Raw genomic sequence first — 16,581 nt, forward strand, 5'->3', positions numbered from 1 at the left:
TCGGCAGGGCGTCAGCAGTGCGTCAGTAGTAGTGGCGCAGGTGCGGCCAGAGCTTCGACCAGGGCTCGACCGTGCCCGTGCACAGCAGCACCGCCGCGTCCTGGTCGTCGGTGGCGACCCCGACGCCGTTGTCCGCCACGGCCACCTGGCGGCAGCCGGTGAACGCCCGCGTCAGCCCGCTCGGCCCGGCCGGTTCGACCACCAGCACCGGCCCGTCCGCGCCGTCCGGCGGCGGACCCCAGTCGGCGAAGGACATGTGCCCCGAGTACGGCTCGGGCAGCCCGTACCGCGCGCCGTACTGCGCGATCGCGCCGGCCTCCCCGTAGTTGGCGGTGAACACCACCGCCCGCGACCGGTCGGTGGCCGGCAGCTGGGCCCAGCCCTGCCCGACCGCGGCGACCAGCCGCGGCCACCCCAGCTGCGCGCCCTGCTCCGGGTAGATCCAGTTCACCGCCGGCAGCGCCCGGGCCGGCAGCACCGGCAGGGTGATCACCGCGTTCAGCAGCGCGCCGAAGGCCAACCAGAGCGCGAACCGCCGCAGCGGCCGGCGCACCCGCGGCTCGCACCCGGCGGCCATCGGCACCAGCAGCAGCGGCAGCGCGTAGTAGGGCTTGCCGCCCGAGACCAGCACCAGCAGGCAGACCACCGGATAGCCGACCGCGAACGCCCGGGCCCAGCGCAGCTCCGGCGCGCTCCACAGCCGGCGCAGCCCGGCCAGGCAGACCGGCACCAGCACGGGGGAGAGGTAGAGCAACTGCATCGGCACGAAGGTGATCCGGTTGGCCAGGCCGTCCTGGCCGCTGATCCCGCCCGCCACGGTCAGCTCAGGCCAGCCGTGCCGGGCCTCCCACCACAGGTTCGGCGCCGCCACCGCGAGCGCCACCAGCACCCCGGCCGGCGGCCACCAGCCCCGCAGCACCCGGCGCGGCCCGAGCACCCACACCGCCGGCACCAGCGCGGGCACCAGCAGCACCACCAGGTCCTTGTTGAGCAGCGCCAGCCCGGTCGCCGCGCCGATCGCGAGCCACCAGCGGCGCTCCCCGGTGCGCAGCAGACGCAGCGTCAGCAGGGCGAGGGCCAGCCAGGCCACCAGGTCGAAGCTGACGGTGGAGAGCATGTGCCCCACCCCCAGCACGATCGCCGAGCAGGCCGCGCCGACCGCCGCCAGCCGCTGCGCGGGCCGGCCACCGCCCAGCTCACGGGCCAGCAGCGCCACCAGCAGCACGTCCAGCCCGCCCAGCAGGGCCGGCACCACCCGCAGACCGGTCGGGGTGGCACCGAACAGGTCCACCGAGACCCGGGCCAGCAGCGGGGTCAGCGGCGGCTGGTCGGTGTACCCCCAGGCCAGGTGCCGTCCGGCGACCATGAAGTAGAGCTCGTCCCGGTGGAACCCGTACCGCCCGGCGAGCAGCAGTTGAACGACGATCAGCACGGCCGCGACGACGAGCACCGGCCGCGCACCGAATTCCGGCACGGCGGGAACGGGCTCCCCGTCCACCGCCGGCACATTCCCCCGAATGTCCACGGCGCGATTGTGGCAGACCCGCCCCGGCGAGGGGAGGCCGGTGGGGAGCCGGGCCCGTGGAGGCTGGCCCGGCGGAGGGCGCCCACTGATGGGGTGTCAGAATCCCGGCCTAGTGTGCTGGCCATGACCGAGATCTTCGACCTCCGGGCCGGGCTGCTGCGCGTGCGGCAGGACCGCGCCACGGCCTGGCAGTTCATCGCCGACTTCGCCGCGCACTGGCGGCAGCCGATCGCCCCGGGCGACGGCTTCGACCCGGCGGAGCTGGACGCGGCCGAGCGGCGCCTGGGCCTGCGCCTGCCGGACCCGCTGCGCGAGGCCTACCTGCGGTTCGGCCGCCGCACCGACCTGACCAGCAACCACGACGAACTGCTCGGCCCGGACGAGCTGTACGTGACCGACGGCGCGCTGGTGTACCGGGCGGAGAACCAGGGCGCCGCCTCCTGGGGCATCGCGCTGGCCGAGCTGGACCGGGACGACCCCGGCACGGTGATCCGCCCCGACCTCGCCGACAAGTCCCAGGAGCGCTGGGAGCCCTGGGAGCAGAGCCTGACCGAGGCCTGCGTCGAACTGGTGATGTCGGAGTCGGTGCTGGTCGACGACGGGCTGACCGACTACCTGGAGGTGGACGGGACCGGGGAGCCGCTGGACGGGCTGTTCCAGCGCCTGCCCGGGTTCGGCCGGGACCTGCGCTGGTTCGCCGGGGACGGCGTGCTGATCCGCGAGCTCGACGGCTTCTGCCTCCAGGCGCGCGCCCGCACCCCGCAGGCGCTGGACGCGCTGCGCGAGACCGTGCCGGGGGACTGGCTGAACGGCTGACCTGGCCCGACCCACCGTCAGCCGGCGCCGCGGGTCCGACTGGCGGGTCCGACCGTCAGGCAGCCGGCAGGTCGGTCGGCAGGTCGGTCGGCGGGTCGGTCGGCAGGTGTCGGCGCGCCTTGATCAGACCGCCAGCCCCAGCCGGCCCTCGAACGCCTCGCGCCCGCGCTCGGTCAGCCGCAGCGCCCGGGTGGGGGTGCGGCTCACCCAGTCCTCGGCCAGCGCGTGGTCGAGGAAGGCCGCGCCCAGCCGGCCGGCCAGGTGGTGCTGCTGCTCACTCCAGTCGACGCAGTAGCGGATCAGCGGGCGCCGGCCGACCGGGACCACCAGGCCGAGCCCGTCGACCAGTTGCCGCCCGCTCTCGGTGAGCCGGTACTCCACGTCCCAGCCGGGCGCGGAGAGCCGGTCGGCCTGGGCCGCGGTCGGATCGAAGCTGCCGTCGTGCCCGGTCAGCGCGCCGCGTTCGAGCAGCGCCCGCATCAGCGCCACGCCCAGCCGGCCGGCCAGGTGGTCGTAGCAGCTGCGGGCCGCCCGCAGCGCGTGGGCCCGGTTGCCCTGGCGCAGCGAGCGAACCGGACGGGTCGGCGAGAGCCGGGCGAGCGCCTCCAGCGCCACCGCCACCTCGGGGCCGGCCAGCCGGTAGTAGCGGTGCCGGCCGTGCCGCTCGACCACGAGCAGCCCGCCGTCCAGCAGTTTGGACAGGTGGCCGCTGGTGGTCGAGGCGGCCAGGCCGGCCTCGGCGGCGAGCACGCTCGCCGGCAGCGCCCGCCCGTCCGCCAGCGCGGCCAGCACCCGGGCCCTGCCCGGCTCGCCCAGCAGGGCGGCGACCGGCGCGAAGTCGACGTCTCCGTTCATGCCCCTACCGTAGGGCGGGAACGGTTCGGTGGGGACCGAAGCGTCCTCTGGTACCTTCCCCGGATGACCAAGAACGTGCCGTACACCGGCAGCGAGAAGGAGATCCTGCGGGCCGCCCTGAACCGGCACCGCGACGCGGTCGTGTGGAAGCTCCAGGGCCTGGACGACGAGCAGCTGCGCCGGCCGATGACGCCCACGGGGACCAACCTGCTGGGCCTCGTCAAGCACCTCGGGGGCGCCGAACTCGGCTGGTTCCGGGAGACCTTCGGCCTGGAGATGGGCCCGCTCCCGTTCGACCTGGATGCGGAGGACGGCGCGGACATGCGGGTCGAGCCGCACGAGACGACCGCCGACGTGCTCGCCTTCTACGCCCGCGCCCGGGCCGCCGCCGACGAGGTCATCGACCGGTTCGACCTCGACCACCGCGGCACCGCCTGGTACGGCCCCGAGGTGGCGCTGCGCTGGGTGCTCACCCACATGACCACCGAAACCGCCCGCCACGCCGGCCACATGGACATCCTGCGCGAGCTCATCGACGGCGCCACCGGCGACCACAACCGGGGCTGACCCACTGCCAGGTCCGCCAGGTCCGCCAGGCCCCGCCCGGCCCCGCCAGGATCGGCTCCGGCGCACCGCCGCCCCGCTCACGGCGATCCCGCCGTCCGCGGAGCGGCGGGCCCGAGGGCGCGTTCGGCGGCGGCCAGCGCGCTGTCCTGGTGGGCGGCGAGTTCGGCCGGGGTGAAGACGGGGGTGGAGATCTGGGGCGGGATGCCGGTGGCGTCGTAGGTGTGCCCCTGCGGGTCCAGGTACTCCTCGTTGGGCAGCACAGCGGTCCAGTCCGCGCTGAGGGTGCGGGTCAGCACGTCGGAGAAGACGCCCTGGGTGGTGCTCCCGATCCGGGTCGGCGCCGGGCTGCGGCCCATCATCGCCTGGGTGAAGGTCTCGCCGGCGCTGGCGGTGCGGTCGCTGGTGAGGAGTGCGACCGGTCCGTCCCACCGGGGACCGGGGGCGGGAGCGACGGTGATCGGCTCCGGCCGGGTGAACCGGGTCGGATCGCCCGGGTCGTTCCGCGCCCGCTTGCGGTACGCGGTGTAGGGCTGGTCGGTCAGTCGAGAGGCGATCCGCAGTCCCAGGGCGTCCGAGCCCCCGCCGTTCAGCCGCAGGTCGATGACCAGCCCGCGCAGGCCCTGCTGACCGAGCACAGCGTCGAGCGCCTGGTCCAGCACCGCCGCCTGCTGCTGGTACCCGCCGTCCGCCAGCCCGTCGAACGACCAGACTCGCAAGTACCCGATGTGACCCGGCAGCTCTCCGACACCGAGCCGCCACCCCGCCCAGGTCTGCTCGGGCGCCACCAGCTGACCGTCGATCACGGCCTGGGCCGCGGCCCGCAGCTGCGGCGTCGGCACCTGGGTGCCGGGCCGCAGGCCGCCGTAGACCTCGGTTCCCTGGTAGAGCAGCGCTGTGTGGGCGTCGTGCAGCGGGCTGATCATGTCGGTGAGGATCTGCCGCAGCTGGTCGTCGGTGGTGCCGGGCGTGACCAACGGTCGGTACCGGTCCCTGACGGCCTGCCAGTCGACGCCCCGCAGGGCGAAGAACGGGTAGTTCTCCGCGTAGCCGGCCCAGAAGTCGTCGAAGACGGTGAGCGGGGTGCTGGGCGGCGGCGACGCGCAGAGCGCGGGCAGCGTGGCGAGCCGGTCGAGGTGGATGTGCCCGACCGAACCGTCGGGCGCGACCACGGCCCGCCGCCGCCCCTGCGGGGTGATGGTCAGCACGGGCACCCCGCCGCTGGCGAACACCGTCGTACCGTCCGGCCCGGGGGAGCCGAGCTGTTGGGCACTGAGCTGGTCCGGCAGGCAGTCGGCGGCGGTGCGGTCGTACACCGTCAGCTGCCCGCCCCGGATGCTGAGGACCATGCCGTACCCGTCGGTCTGCCAGATCCCGTCCAGCCGACCGCCGGACGGGCCGGCCCAGGCGGTGCCCGGGGCGGCCCCGAGAGCCAGCACTCCCGCCAGGCCGAGTGCCACCGCCGCCGTGGTGTGACGTCGCGTCACCTTGCTCACCTCCAGGTGCTTGGTACAGCGATACCGCGGTTCCGCGATGCACCAAGACTATGGAGCGCGTCCGTTGCCGGGCGTCACCCGAAGAGCTCGCCCGGGCCAGCCGATCGGCTGATGGTCCGTCATCCGCGAACCGTTCTCCCGGCGTATCGACCTTCCACCGGCAGGAGGAGCCGCGGGGTACGGCCAGCCGGAAGTTCGTGACATGTTCACCCGAGTTGCGGCCGGTCCGGCCATCGAGCTGATGCACAGTCAAATGTGCTCAACCCCACACCTTCTGACCGAGAGGCAGGTGCACCACCATGTCCCCGATGACCCGACGCAGGCTGCTGGGCGCGGCGGCCGGCGTGGCCGGCGGCGCGGCCGCGATGTCGCTGCTGCCGCCGAGCGTCCAGCAGGCGGTGGCGGCCGGTGTTCCGCGCAGCGGCTCGCTGCAGGACGTGGAGCACGTGGTCCTGCTGATGCAGGAGAACCGGTCCTTCGACCACTACTTCGGCACCCTGTCCGGGGTGCGCGGCTTCGCCGACCCGCACGCGCTGCGGCTGCCCGACGGGCGTCCGGTCTTCTACCAGCCCGACAGCGTGAACCCGGACGGCTACCTGCTCCCGTTCCACCTGGACACCCGCACCACCAGCGCGCAGGCGATCCCGTCCACCAGCCACGCCTGGGCGGTGCAGCACCAGGCCTGGAACAACGGCCGGATGGACCAGTGGCTGCCCGCGCACCGGGCGGCCGACGGCGTCAACGGCCCGTACGTGATGGGCTACTACACCCGCGAGGACATCCCGTTCCAGTACGCGCTGGCGGACGCCTTCACCATCTGCGACAACTACTTCTGCTCGGTGCAGGGCCCGACCTGGCCCAACCGCCTCTACTGGATGACCGGTTCGATCGACCCGGACGGCACCGGCGGCGGCCCGATCATCCAGAACTCCGCGCCGACCCCGCTCACCTGGACCACCTACGCGGAGCAGTTGGAGGACGCGGGCGTCTCCTGGAAGGTCTACCAGGAGAGCGACAACTACGGCACCGACGTGCTCTCGCTGTTCGCCAACTTCCAGAACGCGCAGCCCGGCGACCCGCTCTACGACAAGGGCATGGCCGCCCAGCCGACCGGCACCTTCGAGGAGGACGCCCGCAACGGCAACCTGCCCGCCGTCTCCTGGATCCTGCCGACCAGCTACCAGTCCGAGCACCCCGACTACCTGCCGGCGGCCGGCGCCGACTTCGTCGCCGCCAAGATCGAGGCGATCGCGTCCAATCCGGAGCTGTGGGCCAAGACCGTCTTCATCCTCAACTACGACGAGAACGACGGCCTGTTCGACCACGTCGCCCCGCCGGTCCCGAGCGACCCCCAGGAACCGGGGGAGCACATCCAGGGCCTGCCGATCGGCGGCGGCTTCCGGGTGCCGTGCATCATCGTCTCGCCGTGGACGGTCGGCGGCTGGGTCGCCTCCGAGGCCTTCGACCACACCTCGGTGCTGCAGTTCCTGGAGCGCTTCACCGGCGTGAGCGCCGCGAACGTCACCGACTGGCGGCGCCGGACCTTCGGGGACCTGACCTCCGCCTTCCAGTTCGGCCGGGCCGCCGCCGCGCCGCCGCTGCCCCCGACGGCCGCTCAGCTCGCGCTGGCCGAGCAGGAGGTGGCCGACAACCCCAAGCCGACCCTGCCCGGTGCCCGTCAGTCCTTCCCCCGCCAGGAGCCGGGCCGGCGCCCCCGGCGCTGACCGACTACCACCGACGAACCGATCCCCTGACGAACAGTCACCCCCGACAAGCGGAACCGGCCGTCACCGATGTGGTGACGGCCGGTCTGCGGTGCGGGTGCTCATGCGGTCAGGCTGGTCAGCGCCTGGCGGGCGCGACGGCTGGTGCGCTCGGCGCGGTTCTTCAGGCGCAGCGCGCGGGCGACCCGGTACTCCTTGGCCTCCAGCAGGCGGGCGTCGATGGTGGCACGCGCGGTGTCGAGCTGGTACGTCATGGTGTTCTGCCCCCTTGGTAGTGGACGGTCCGTCGGCTCCTTCGTGGAGTCTGTTGCCGGTCCCGCCCTGGCACTTCTGATTCTACACCAGATCGTGACCCGAGTCCTTCAATTTCGCGCCCTGTGTGGCAGGTCACCTATCGATCGAAGGATTCACCGGTGATTCACCTGGGTTGTCCCGATCGTCGCCTGCCGGACAGACAGAACGGGCCGTCACCGGCGTGGTGACGGCCCCTCCGTGGTGCGGGTGCTCATGCGATCAGGCTGGTCAGCGCCCGCCGGGCACGGCGGCCGGTGCGCTCGGCGCGGTTCATGAGCTGCAGCGCGCGGGCGACCCGGTACTCCTTGGCCTCCAGCAGGCGCGCGTCGATGGTGACCCGTGCGGTGTCGAGCTGGTACGTCATCTTCGTCTTCCCCCAAGGATGCGGACGGTCCGTCGGTCTCGGCCTGAGATCTTCTGCCGGATCCGCCCTTCTGGTTGAGATTCTACACCCAAACGAGGCTCGCGCCTTTCAATTTACGGTCCGTTCAGGCGCTCGCCAGCCGATTCAAGGGCCGGACGCCTGCCGTCCACCATCGCCGCGCGGGACTACGATGATCCGTCTGATCTGACGGACAGTGACGGGACAGTGGAGGGGCACGTGGCCGACTGGTACGGAGTGGCCGATCGGGACGTCTACAGCGAGCGGTTCCTCGCGGAACGCGACGCACTCGCCGACGCCGCCTACCGCGGCGACTGGCACGCGGTGCTGACGGCGGTCGACGCGACGCCGGAGCTCGCCAACTCCCGCCGGGTCGGCGGCCGCAGCGGGTGGACACCGCTCCACCAGGCCGCCTTCCACGGGGCCCCGGTCGCCGTGGCCGAACAGCTGCTGGCCGCCGGCGCCTGGCGCACCATCCGCGCGGTGGACGGTGAACGGCCGGTGGACATCGCCACCAGGCTCGGGCACCACCAGCTGGTTCCGCTGCTCCGCCCGGCCCCGCGGCACGAGGTGGCGGACGGCGACCTGCGCGCCATGGAGCACTTCCTGCACGCGCTGATCCGGGTGCGCACCGAGTCGATGGGGATCACCGCCCGACTGCTGCCGCCGCAGGTCAGTGTGCTCGGCGAGCTCCCGGACGCCCGCCTGCACTTCGCGGTGCCGGGCATGTACGGCGGATTCACCACCGAACTGAAGGCCGATCAGGTCCAGCTGGAGGTCCGCAGCTTCTGCCGGGTGGCCGGCGGCTCCGGCCAGACGCACCGGATCACCCCCGAGGAGTGCGCCCTGATCGAGAACGGCTGGGGGTGACGGCGCTTCAGCTGACACTGCCGCAGCCGCAGCGGGAGCGTCAGCCGCCGTTCCACGAGTACAGGTGCTCCGGCCGCCCCGCCGCGCCGTACCGCAGCTCCACCCGCACCGTGCCGTCGGCCGCCAGGTCAGCCAGGTAGCGCTGGGCGGTCGGCCGGGAGACGCCCAGCACGGTGGCCAGCTGACTGGCCGTCACCGGGCCGGCCGCGCCGCGCACCGCCTCGGCCACCCGCTCGCCGGTCGGTGTCTCGCGCGGTCGGCGCGGCCGACCGCCGCGGTCGGTGCCGTGCAGCGCCCGCAGCGCGCGGTCCACCTGCTCCTGGTCCAGCGTGCGGTCGGCCCCCAGCTGCAGCCGGAAGCGGGCGTAGCCGGCCAGCCGGTCGGTCAGCGCGGCGGCGTCGAACGGCTTGATCAAGTAGCCGACCGCACCGCCGCCCAGCGCCGCCCGCACCTGGCCGGCGTCCGCGGCCGCCGTCACCATCAACACGTCGGCGCCGAGTTCGGGCAGCAGCTCGCTGCCCAGCCGGTCCGGCAGGTACTGGTCGAGCAGCACCAGGTCCGGTGCCAGCTCCCGGTCCAGCTCCAGCGCCCGGGCCGCCGACCCGGCCGTGCCCACCACCTGGAAGCCGTCGGTCGCCGTCACGTACCGGGCGTGCAGCTCCGCCACCCGGTAGTCGTCGTCCACCACCAGAACCCGGATCACCGCTCGCCTCCCTCGCCCTCGTCGTCCGCCCGCTCCAGCACGTCCGGGACCCGGGCCACGAAGACGGCGCCGTGCTCCGGACCCGAGGTGCGCTCCAGGCGCAGCTCGCCGCCGTACTTCAGCACCAGCTGCCGGGCCAGCGTGAGCCCGATGCCGTGCCCGTCCCGGTCGGCACCCGCGCGGGTGGTGAAGCCCTGGTGGAACAGCCGCTCGGCGTCCGCCCCGGCCACCCCGTCACCGCTGTCCAGCACCGCCACGTGCAGCGTGCTGCCCTCGGCCAGCACGCTCAGCTCCACCCAGGCCGGGCGGCGGTGCCCGGCCGCGGCCGCCTTCACCGCGTTGTCCAGCAGGTTGCCGACCACGCTCACCACGTCCAGCGGCTCGGTCAGCCGGCGCGGCAGGTAGGAGTCCTGGTCCAGCCGCAGCGCGACGCCGTGCTCGGAGGCGGTGGCGGCCTTCGCGGCCAGCAGCCCGCGCAGGTAGGGGTCGGCCAGCCGGGCGCCGTCCCGGCCCTCGGTCGCCAGCGGCGCGGCGGCCAGCTCGCGCAGGTAGCCGCGGGCCTCGGCGGTGGCGCCGGTGTCCAGCAGGCCGGAGAGGGTGTGCAGCCGGTTGGTGTACTCGTGCGCCTGGGCCCGCAGCGCGTCGGACAGCGCCCGCAGCGCCGACCGCTCGCGCTCCAGCTCGTCCAGCTCGGTGCGGTCGCGCAGGGTCAGCACGTGGCCCAGCTGGTGCTCGCCGCGCCGCACCGGCTGCGCCGTCACCACCAGCACCCGCTCGCCCACCACCAGCACGCTCTGCCGCAACTCCTGACGACCCGTCAGGATCCGCTCCAGTGCGGGCGGCAGCCCGGCGTCGGCGAGCGCGGTGCCGGCCGGCAGCGGGTGGCCGAGCAGCCGGGCCGCCTCCTCGTTGCAGACCGTCACCCGGCCGTCCGGGTCCACCGCGAGCACGCCGTCGCCCACCCCGTGCAGCACCGCCTGCTGCTCGCGCAGCAGGTCGGCCAGGTCCACCGGCTCCAGGCCCAGGGTCTGCCGCTTCAGCCGCCGGGTCAGCAGCGCCGCCGCGCCCGCGCCGGCCAGCAGCGCGCCGCCGGCGAAGAAGCCCTCCCGGCGGATCAGCGGGGTCGCCGCCCCGTCCACCGTGCTCAGCCGCACGCCCGTGCTCACCTCGCCGATCACCCGGCCGTCCGGCGACCGCAGCGGCACCTTGGCCCGGGCCGAGTCGCCGAGCGTGCCGCGCTGTATCGAGACCGACTCCTGCCCGTCGAGCGCGGTCGGCGTGGTGGAGACCTCCTTGCCGACCTGCGCCGGGTCCGGGTGCGAGTAGCGGATCCCGTGGCTGTCGGTGACCACCACGAAGAGCATCCCGGTGCGGCCCGCCACCGCCAGCGCGGCCTGCTGCACCTCGCCCCGCGGGTCGTCGCCGGCCGCGATCCGGGACACCACCACCGGGTTCTCCGCGGTGGCCCGGGCCACCGCGAGGGCGCGCTGCTCGTAGTTGTGCTCGGCCGAGCCGGTCAGCAGGTCCGCGGTGAGCGCGAAGCCGCCGCCGAGCACCAGGCAGAGCACCGCGACCTGGGCGAGCAGGGTCTGGGTGGCGAGCCGGGGACGGGGGCGGCGGAGCATCCGACCAGGGTACCGGCGGGTCCGCCGACGGCCGCCGTGCACAAATCGCACAGAACGCGCGGAAGTTTTTCCGCCGCACGCAACCAGCGCAATTCCACCGGATCTGGTGCGGCCGACACCGGGCCGCATACGGTGCCCGGCAGCGCGAATGAGAACCGAATCGCGCACCCCCGCACGCAGAGAAGGAATCACGCATGATGGCAGCGTTGGCATCATCGCCGGCACTCCTGGCGCAGACCGCGAAGGCCTCCGCCGGGACCGCCTGGACCGGGCACGACAGCTGGCTGCTGGCCGTGGTCGGCATATCGATCGCCCTGGTCGTGGTGCTGATCAGCTGGGTCAGGCTGCACGCCTTCCTGGCCCTGATGGTGGGTTCCTTCGCGGTTTCGCTGCTTTCCGGGGAAAGTCTCGGAAAGGTCGCGGATTCGTTCACCACCGGTCTCGGCGGAATCACCGGGAAGGTCGGGATCCTGATCATTCTCGGCGCGGTGCTCGGCCGATTGATGGCGGATTCCGGCGGCATCGAGCAGATCGTCGCCACCCTCACCAGAGCCGTCGGCCCGCGCGGCCTGCCCTGGGCGGTGACCCTGGTCGCCTGCCTGGTCGGCCTGTCGATGTTCTTCGAGGTCGGCTTCGTGCTGCTGGTCCCGCTGGTGCTGCAGATCGCCAAGCGCGCCGACTACCCGGTGCTGCGGGTCGGCATCCCCGCGATGGCCGGCCTGGCCACCGTGCACGCGCTGGTCCCGCCGCACCCCGGCGTGCTGGTCGCGATCGCCGCCGTGCACGCGCAGATCGGCCTGACCCTGGTCTACGGCCTGATCGTGGCGATCCCGTGCGCCGTCGTGGTCGGCCCGCTCTTCACCGCCTACATCTGGCCCAAGGTGCCCGCCACCATCCCCGAGACCGCGCTGGCCGCCTTCACCACCCTGGCCGACGAGGAGCTGTCCGACCGCGGCCCGCGCAAGCTGCCCCGGTTCTCGGTCACCCTGGCCACCGTGCTGCTCCCGATCGCGCTGATGATGGTCAAGGCCGGCTGCGACACCTTCGGCTGGGCCCGCGGCACCACCGCCTACCAGGTGCTGGAGTTCCTCGGCACCCCGGCGGTCGCGCTGCTGGTGGCGATCCTGGTCGCCCTGGTCACCTTCGGCTACGGGCTCGGAGCCACCCGCGAGCAGGTCCAGCGCACCCTGCACCGCTCCTTCCCGCCGATCGCCGGCGTCCTGGTGATCGTCGGCGCCGGCGGCGGCTACTCGCAGGCCCTGGCCGACTCCGGCGTCAACGCCGCGATCGGCCGCGCCGCCGGCCACCTGCACATCCCGCTGATCCTGCTCGCCTGGCTGGTCGCCGCGCTGATGCGCACCGCCACCGGCTCCGGCACCGTCGCCACGGTGGCCGCCGCCGGCATCATCGGCCCGATGGCCCACGGCCTCTCCGACTCGCACGCCGCACTGCTCGCGCTCGCCCTCGGCTCCGGCGCGGCCTTCCTCGGCCACGTCAACGACGCCGCGTTCTGGCTCTTCAAGGAGTACTTCGGCCTCTCCGTCGGCGGCACCCTGCGCACCTGGACGGTCTCGCACACCCTGCTCTCGGTCACCTCGCTGGCCGGCGTGCTGGCGCTGTACGCCGTGACGTCCTAGCGGACGCACCCCCCGGTCCTGCGGGCCGGCGCCGGCCGAGACCCCCATGCCCGGCCGCCGCCGGCCCGCAGTCGTACGGTCCGTGAGTCGTACAGTCCGTGAGCCGTAGAGTGCCCGAGTCGTAGGGTGCCTGAATGACCATCAGCTCACTCCGTCTCGACGGCCGGCACCTGGCGTACCGCCAGAGCGCCGGCCAGGACCACCCCGTGATCCTGATCCACGGGAACTCCTCGTCCTCGCGCACCTGGCAGCCCCTGCTCGACGGCCCCTTCGGCGAGCGCTTCCGCTGCCTCGCGTTCGACCTGCCCGGGCACGGCGGTTCCGCGCCCGCACCCGACGCCGAGAGCTACTCGCTGCCCGGCTACGCGGCGGTGCTGCGCCGGTTCGCCGAGGCCCTGGGCGCCGAGGACGCACTGATCGTCGGCCACAGCCTCGGCGGGCACATCGCCCTGGAGGCCGCGCCCGCGCTCGGCCGGGCCGCCGGGTTCGCAGTGTTCGGGACACCGCCGATGGCCGACCTGGCGGCGATGCCGCACGCCTTCCTGCCGAACCCGCTGGTCGAGATCGGCTTCACCCCGAACCCGACCGCCGCCGAGGCGAGCGCCTACGCGGCCGGCCAGTTCGCGCCCGGCTCCGAGTATCCGGTCGCGCCGCTCGCTGCCGACATCCTCGCCACCGACCCCGCCGCCCGGGGCGGTCTCGGCGCCAGCCTCACCACCGGCGGCTTCGCCGACGAGCTCGCCGTGGCCGTCGCCCTCGGCCCGGCGCTGGCGATCCTGCACGGCGAGCACGACCAGCTGGTCAGCGGCGCGCACCTGGACTCCCTCGCGCTGCCGGAGCTGTGGCGGGGCGGGGTGCAGACGATCGTCGGCGTCGGGCACTCGCCGCAGCTGGAGCGCCCGGAGGCGCTGGCGGCCCTGCTGACCGCGTTCGCCGAGGACCGGCTCCGCCGCTGACGGCTCCGTCAGGCGGTTTTCTGGCAGCTGCGGCCCCGCGCCGCGGTCGCGCTGCCCAAAGGGGGGCGCACCAGGCCTGACCAGGGCCGCCTCGCCGGGCGCCACCAGCGCTCGGCGGGTGTTCGGGCCTGCTGGCCGGCCCGATCAGAAGCGCCTGTGACATTAATCCGGTCCGCCTTGCCCGCCCGGCCTGCGACACTGGTGATCATGACTGACCCTCGCAGCATCTCGCTGCCCGCCTTCTCCGACCCCGCCGCCGATGCGCCCCTGCCTGCCCAGTCCGGCGAGCGTCGGCTGCCGCCGATCGAGCAGGGCGCCGACTTCCGCCAGCCGCCCGGCGAGACCGCGGCCGTTCCCGCCCCGATCCAGCGTCCGCTCGCGGTCGGCGGCCTGACCTTCTCCGACCCGGACAGGTAGATCCGACCGTCCCCGGAGATCGCGTAGCGGCGGCAGGGGAGGAGCTCCGCGGTGCGCATGCCGATGTCGTCGGCAGTTCGACCTGTTCGGACCTCATGATCAGCCTCAACCGAAGGGTTGCGGCTCATCATGAGTGAATGACCTTCGGGTCTCCCGCGGCGATGAAAAGGTATCCGGCGGACTCCCAGGTCCGAACGGAAGCACCGGTGCTCTGGGCGCTGGATCCTGGCGGTATGCCCTCGATACTCACGAGCACGGCGTGCTCGGAGCAGATCGTGGTCAGGTAGTCGAAATACGGCGAGGCGCTGGCGGAACCCTGGGAGTAGTTCTCGGTGATGACCGCCCCCGCGAAGTTGCTCGGATCGACTTTCGGATAATTGCCTTCCGGCCGCTGTGCCCCGACCGCGAAGAGCTGGGGGGTCGAATCGGGCGTAGAGCCTTCGGGCAGGACGTATGCCTTGCAAAGGTTGTCGATTGTCGCTAACACGATCGTCGCATTGTGGACCGTGACCAGCCCGATCACTCGGGGGCGCGAGCTCGATGACGGGGTATTGATCTCCGCCGCCGTGTCGGAGCTGATCTGTACTTGCGGTGTTGATTCGAGCGCCCACGCGGAAGGCGTTCGCGCCTGCACGGCGGGCTGGCTGCTGCTCGTGCAGGCGGCCGCGAGTGCGGCGGTCGCGATGACCGCCGCACTCGCCAGAGACGTTGAGTGCCTCATCGTGCTTGCTCGCTCCTACTCGGTGTAGGGGTTGAAGCAGTAACTCATCGGGCGGAGGGAGTGCCCGCTGCCCGAGCTGGAATTCGGGAGCATTGAAGGTAGGAAGTTGACGGGTTCCCCACCCGTGTGAGCCGCTTTCGGCGCGGAATGGTTCCCTCCGATCCAGGCGCGCAGCTGACAGGGCGTCAGCCGCGTGACCGTCAGCCGCGCGGCGCCGAGTGGGCCGGGCCGCCGGTGCCCGACCAGGTGCGGCGGTACCCGGCGCAGAGCGGGCCGCCGACCAGGTCGAGCACGGCGGTGGCGGCGTCGGCCAGCGGGGTGGGGGAGTGCGTCTCGCAGAGCCGGCGGTGGCCCTCCAGCAGCGCTGCGCCGAGCTGCGGGTCGGCGGCCAGGAGGCGGCGGGGGAGCCACTTGCCGCTGCCGGTCCAGGCCCGCCGGTGGTCGCAGAGCAGGTCCGCGGCCGTGTCCAGCACGGCCCCGGCGACGGCCAGGCGCTCGATCGGCTCGCGGGCGTCCGGCAGGTCGGCGAGCAGGTCGGTGAGCGCGTACCGCTTCGCCTCGACGGCCTGCGGGCCCAGCACCGGCGGGCCCTGCCGCAGCTCCGCCGCCGCCCGGGCCCGCGCCCGGGCGCCCGCTCCGGCACGGTCGAGCAGCAGCACGCCGTCGGCGTACATGTGCTGGAGCACCGCGCGACGTGACGCCGCGTCGAACGCGAAGAGCTCGGCGAGGCCGGGCTCGGTGTGCACGAAGAGCTCGGCGGGGCGCCCCTCGAAGCGCACCGTCTCGCGGTAGGTCTCGCCGCCCGGCGCAACCAGGACGGCGAGGTCGAGATCGCTCGACGCACTCGCCCGCCCCGCCGCGGCCGACCCCGCGAGCAGGGCGGCGAGCGCGTCGGGGAAGTACTCGGCCACCAGGCGGTGCGCCTGGGCCGTCAGGTCCTGATCCATGGTGATCATGGTTCCAGACCGGGGCCGCCGGGCGCGAGCCGTTTCACGAGCCGTTTCGCCAGCCGTGTCAGGGGCGCAGGCGGCCCGCGCGGGCGAGGGCCTGCTGCGCCTGCTCGGCCAGGGCGGCGACCAGCTCGGCCGCTGACGGAACGTCGGTGACCAGGTCGACGGCCTCGCCCGCCCAGACCGGCAGCGGCGGGACCGAGCCCCGCGCGACGTCCTCCAGGTACTCCTGGCAGGCCGGGGCGTCCGCCGCCAGCTCGGCCTCGCGGCCGCGCCAGCGGTCGAGGTAGGGGTGGCCGAGGGTGCGGGCGGTGTACTTCCCGACGGGCCAGTGCGAGCCACGCGCCAGGTCCAGCACGGCGCTGCGCTCGGTGTCTTGGCCGCGTCCGGCGAGGATCGCGGCGGTGACGGCCGGATCCACCAAGGCCTCGGCCGTGGCCTGGAACCGGGTGCCGAGCAGCGCGCCGGCCGCGCCCAGCGCCAGCGCGGCGGCGATGCCCCGGCCATCGGCGATCCCGCCGGCGGCCAGCACCGGCACCGACCCCGCCAGGTCCACCACCAGCGGCACGAACGGCAGCGTGGACCGCCCGCGCCGGGCGCCGTGGCCGCCGCCCTCGGTGCCCTGGGCCACGATCACATCAGCACCCACGTCGAGCGCCCGCCGGGCCTCGTCCAGGTCGGTGACCTGGACCATCAGCAGGGCGTCCGACCGGTGGATCCGCTCGGCGAGCGGGCCCGGGTCGCCGAAGGACAGCAGCACCGCCGCCGGCCCGAACTCCAGCGCCCGCTCCACGGCGGCGGCGTCGACCCCCCAGGTCAGGAAGCCGACGCCCCAGGGCCGGTCGGTGGCCCGCGCGACGAGCGGCAGCTCCCGGTCCAGCCACTCCCGGTCGCCGGTCCCGCCGCCGACCATCCCGAGCCCGCCGGCCCGGGAGACGGCCGCCGCCAGCGCGCCCCCGGCCGATCCGCCCATCGGGGCCTGCACGATGGGGTAGCGCAGGTCCAGCAGTTCGGTCAGCTCCGTGGTCAATGCCATGGGACCATCA

The 16,581-nt window shown here is 73.8% G+C and carries 17 protein-coding genes; 7 read left to right on the forward strand and 10 right to left on the reverse strand.

The window, feature by feature from the left end; translation table 11 throughout:
- Window positions 1–22: 22 nt before the first annotated feature.
- The gene (locus tag FHX73_RS43875) at window positions 23–1,525 is read right to left on the reverse strand and encodes an ArnT family glycosyltransferase (RefSeq protein ID WP_145911733.1); all 1,503 of its coding nucleotides are present in this window, start codon (window positions 1,523–1,525) and stop codon (window positions 23–25) included.
- 123 nt (window positions 1,526–1,648) lie between these two features.
- Here FHX73_RS43875 and FHX73_RS43880 point away from each other — a divergent pair, with 123 nt between their 5' ends.
- Window positions 1,649–2,341 (forward strand): SMI1/KNR4 family protein, encoded by a 693-nt coding sequence (locus tag FHX73_RS43880; RefSeq protein WP_145911734.1) that lies wholly within the window; start codon window positions 1,649–1,651, stop codon window positions 2,339–2,341.
- A gap of 123 nt (window positions 2,342–2,464) precedes the next feature.
- Here FHX73_RS43880 and FHX73_RS43885 read toward each other — a convergent pair whose 3' ends face one another.
- Window positions 2,465–3,196, reverse strand: a complete 732-nt coding sequence (locus tag FHX73_RS43885; RefSeq protein ID WP_145911735.1) for an ArsR/SmtB family transcription factor — start codon at window positions 3,194–3,196, stop codon at window positions 2,465–2,467.
- A 63-nt stretch (window positions 3,197–3,259) separates the two neighbouring features.
- On the opposite strand from FHX73_RS43885, the gene FHX73_RS43890 reads away from it, so the two are divergent.
- Window positions 3,260–3,763, forward strand: coding sequence for a DinB family protein (locus FHX73_RS43890; RefSeq protein WP_145911736.1), 504 nt, complete (start codon window positions 3,260–3,262; stop codon window positions 3,761–3,763).
- A 77-nt stretch (window positions 3,764–3,840) separates the two neighbouring features.
- On the opposite strand, the gene FHX73_RS43895 is transcribed toward FHX73_RS43890, so the two are convergent.
- Window positions 3,841–5,247, reverse strand: a complete 1,407-nt coding sequence (locus FHX73_RS43895; protein WP_246214259.1) for a S41 family peptidase — start codon at window positions 5,245–5,247, stop codon at window positions 3,841–3,843.
- Between the two features lie 308 nt (window positions 5,248–5,555).
- On the opposite strand from FHX73_RS43895, the gene FHX73_RS43900 reads away from it, so the two are divergent.
- The gene (locus tag FHX73_RS43900) at window positions 5,556–6,980 is read left to right on the forward strand and encodes an alkaline phosphatase family protein (protein WP_145911738.1); all 1,425 of its coding nucleotides are present in this window, start codon (window positions 5,556–5,558) and stop codon (window positions 6,978–6,980) included.
- A gap of 101 nt (window positions 6,981–7,081) precedes the next feature.
- On the opposite strand, the gene FHX73_RS45420 is transcribed toward FHX73_RS43900, so the two are convergent.
- Together FHX73_RS45420 and FHX73_RS45425 are read right to left on the reverse strand one after the other, a co-directional pair.
- Entirely contained in the window at window positions 7,082–7,234 is a 153-nt protein-coding gene (locus FHX73_RS45420; protein ID WP_170305353.1) for a hypothetical protein, read from the reverse strand.
- A gap of 251 nt (window positions 7,235–7,485) precedes the next feature.
- On the reverse strand, window positions 7,486–7,638 hold the full coding sequence (locus FHX73_RS45425) for a hypothetical protein (protein WP_170305354.1): 153 nt from the start codon (window positions 7,636–7,638) through the stop codon (window positions 7,486–7,488).
- A gap of 237 nt (window positions 7,639–7,875) precedes the next feature.
- Between FHX73_RS45425 and FHX73_RS43905 the strand changes: the two genes are divergently transcribed.
- A complete protein-coding gene (locus FHX73_RS43905) occupies window positions 7,876–8,526 on the forward strand; it encodes an ankyrin repeat domain-containing protein (protein WP_145911739.1) in 651 nt (216 codons plus the stop codon).
- 40 nt (window positions 8,527–8,566) lie between these two features.
- Here FHX73_RS43905 and FHX73_RS43910 read toward each other — a convergent pair whose 3' ends face one another.
- Window positions 8,567–9,229: a response regulator gene (locus tag FHX73_RS43910; RefSeq protein WP_145911740.1), complete on the reverse strand. Its 663-nt coding sequence runs from the start codon at window positions 9,227–9,229 to the stop codon at window positions 8,567–8,569.
- Window positions 9,226–10,854, reverse strand: a complete 1,629-nt coding sequence (locus tag FHX73_RS43915) for a sensor histidine kinase (RefSeq protein WP_145911741.1) — start codon at window positions 10,852–10,854, stop codon at window positions 9,226–9,228. The genes FHX73_RS43910 and FHX73_RS43915 overlap by 4 nt, the downstream gene beginning before the upstream one ends.
- A gap of 194 nt (window positions 10,855–11,048) precedes the next feature.
- Between FHX73_RS43915 and FHX73_RS43920 the strand changes: the two genes are divergently transcribed.
- The 3 genes from FHX73_RS43920 to FHX73_RS43930 all read left to right on the forward strand — a co-directional run bounded on the left by FHX73_RS43920 (window position 11,049) and on the right by FHX73_RS43930 (window position 13,864).
- Window positions 11,049–12,491 (forward strand): GntT/GntP/DsdX family permease, encoded by a 1,443-nt coding sequence (locus tag FHX73_RS43920; RefSeq protein WP_211786524.1) that lies wholly within the window; start codon window positions 11,049–11,051, stop codon window positions 12,489–12,491.
- 134 nt (window positions 12,492–12,625) lie between these two features.
- On the forward strand, window positions 12,626–13,447 hold the full coding sequence (locus FHX73_RS43925; RefSeq protein WP_145911742.1) for an alpha/beta fold hydrolase: 822 nt from the start codon (window positions 12,626–12,628) through the stop codon (window positions 13,445–13,447).
- Between the two features lie 207 nt (window positions 13,448–13,654).
- Window positions 13,655–13,864 (forward strand): hypothetical protein, encoded by a 210-nt coding sequence (locus FHX73_RS43930; RefSeq protein ID WP_145911743.1) that lies wholly within the window; start codon window positions 13,655–13,657, stop codon window positions 13,862–13,864.
- Between the two features lie 127 nt (window positions 13,865–13,991).
- On the opposite strand, the gene FHX73_RS43935 is transcribed toward FHX73_RS43930, so the two are convergent.
- The 3 genes from FHX73_RS43935 to FHX73_RS43945 form a co-directional block, all read right to left on the reverse strand.
- Window positions 13,992–14,585, reverse strand: a complete 594-nt coding sequence (locus FHX73_RS43935; protein ID WP_145911744.1) for a hypothetical protein — start codon at window positions 14,583–14,585, stop codon at window positions 13,992–13,994.
- A 200-nt stretch (window positions 14,586–14,785) separates the two neighbouring features.
- Window positions 14,786–15,532, reverse strand: coding sequence for a nucleotidyltransferase domain-containing protein (locus FHX73_RS43940; RefSeq protein ID WP_145911745.1), 747 nt, complete (start codon window positions 15,530–15,532; stop codon window positions 14,786–14,788).
- Window positions 15,533–15,599: 67 nt separating this feature from the next.
- Window positions 15,600–16,571 carry a nitronate monooxygenase gene (locus FHX73_RS43945; protein ID WP_145911746.1) on the reverse strand — a complete coding sequence of 324 codons (972 nt, stop codon included), beginning with the start codon at window positions 16,569–16,571 and terminating at the stop codon, window positions 15,600–15,602.
- Between the last annotated feature and the right edge of the window lie 10 nt (window positions 16,572–16,581).

It is taken from the genome of Kitasatospora viridis, assembly GCF_007829815.1.
Lineage (GTDB): Bacteria > Actinomycetota > Actinomycetes > Streptomycetales > Streptomycetaceae > Kitasatospora > Kitasatospora viridis.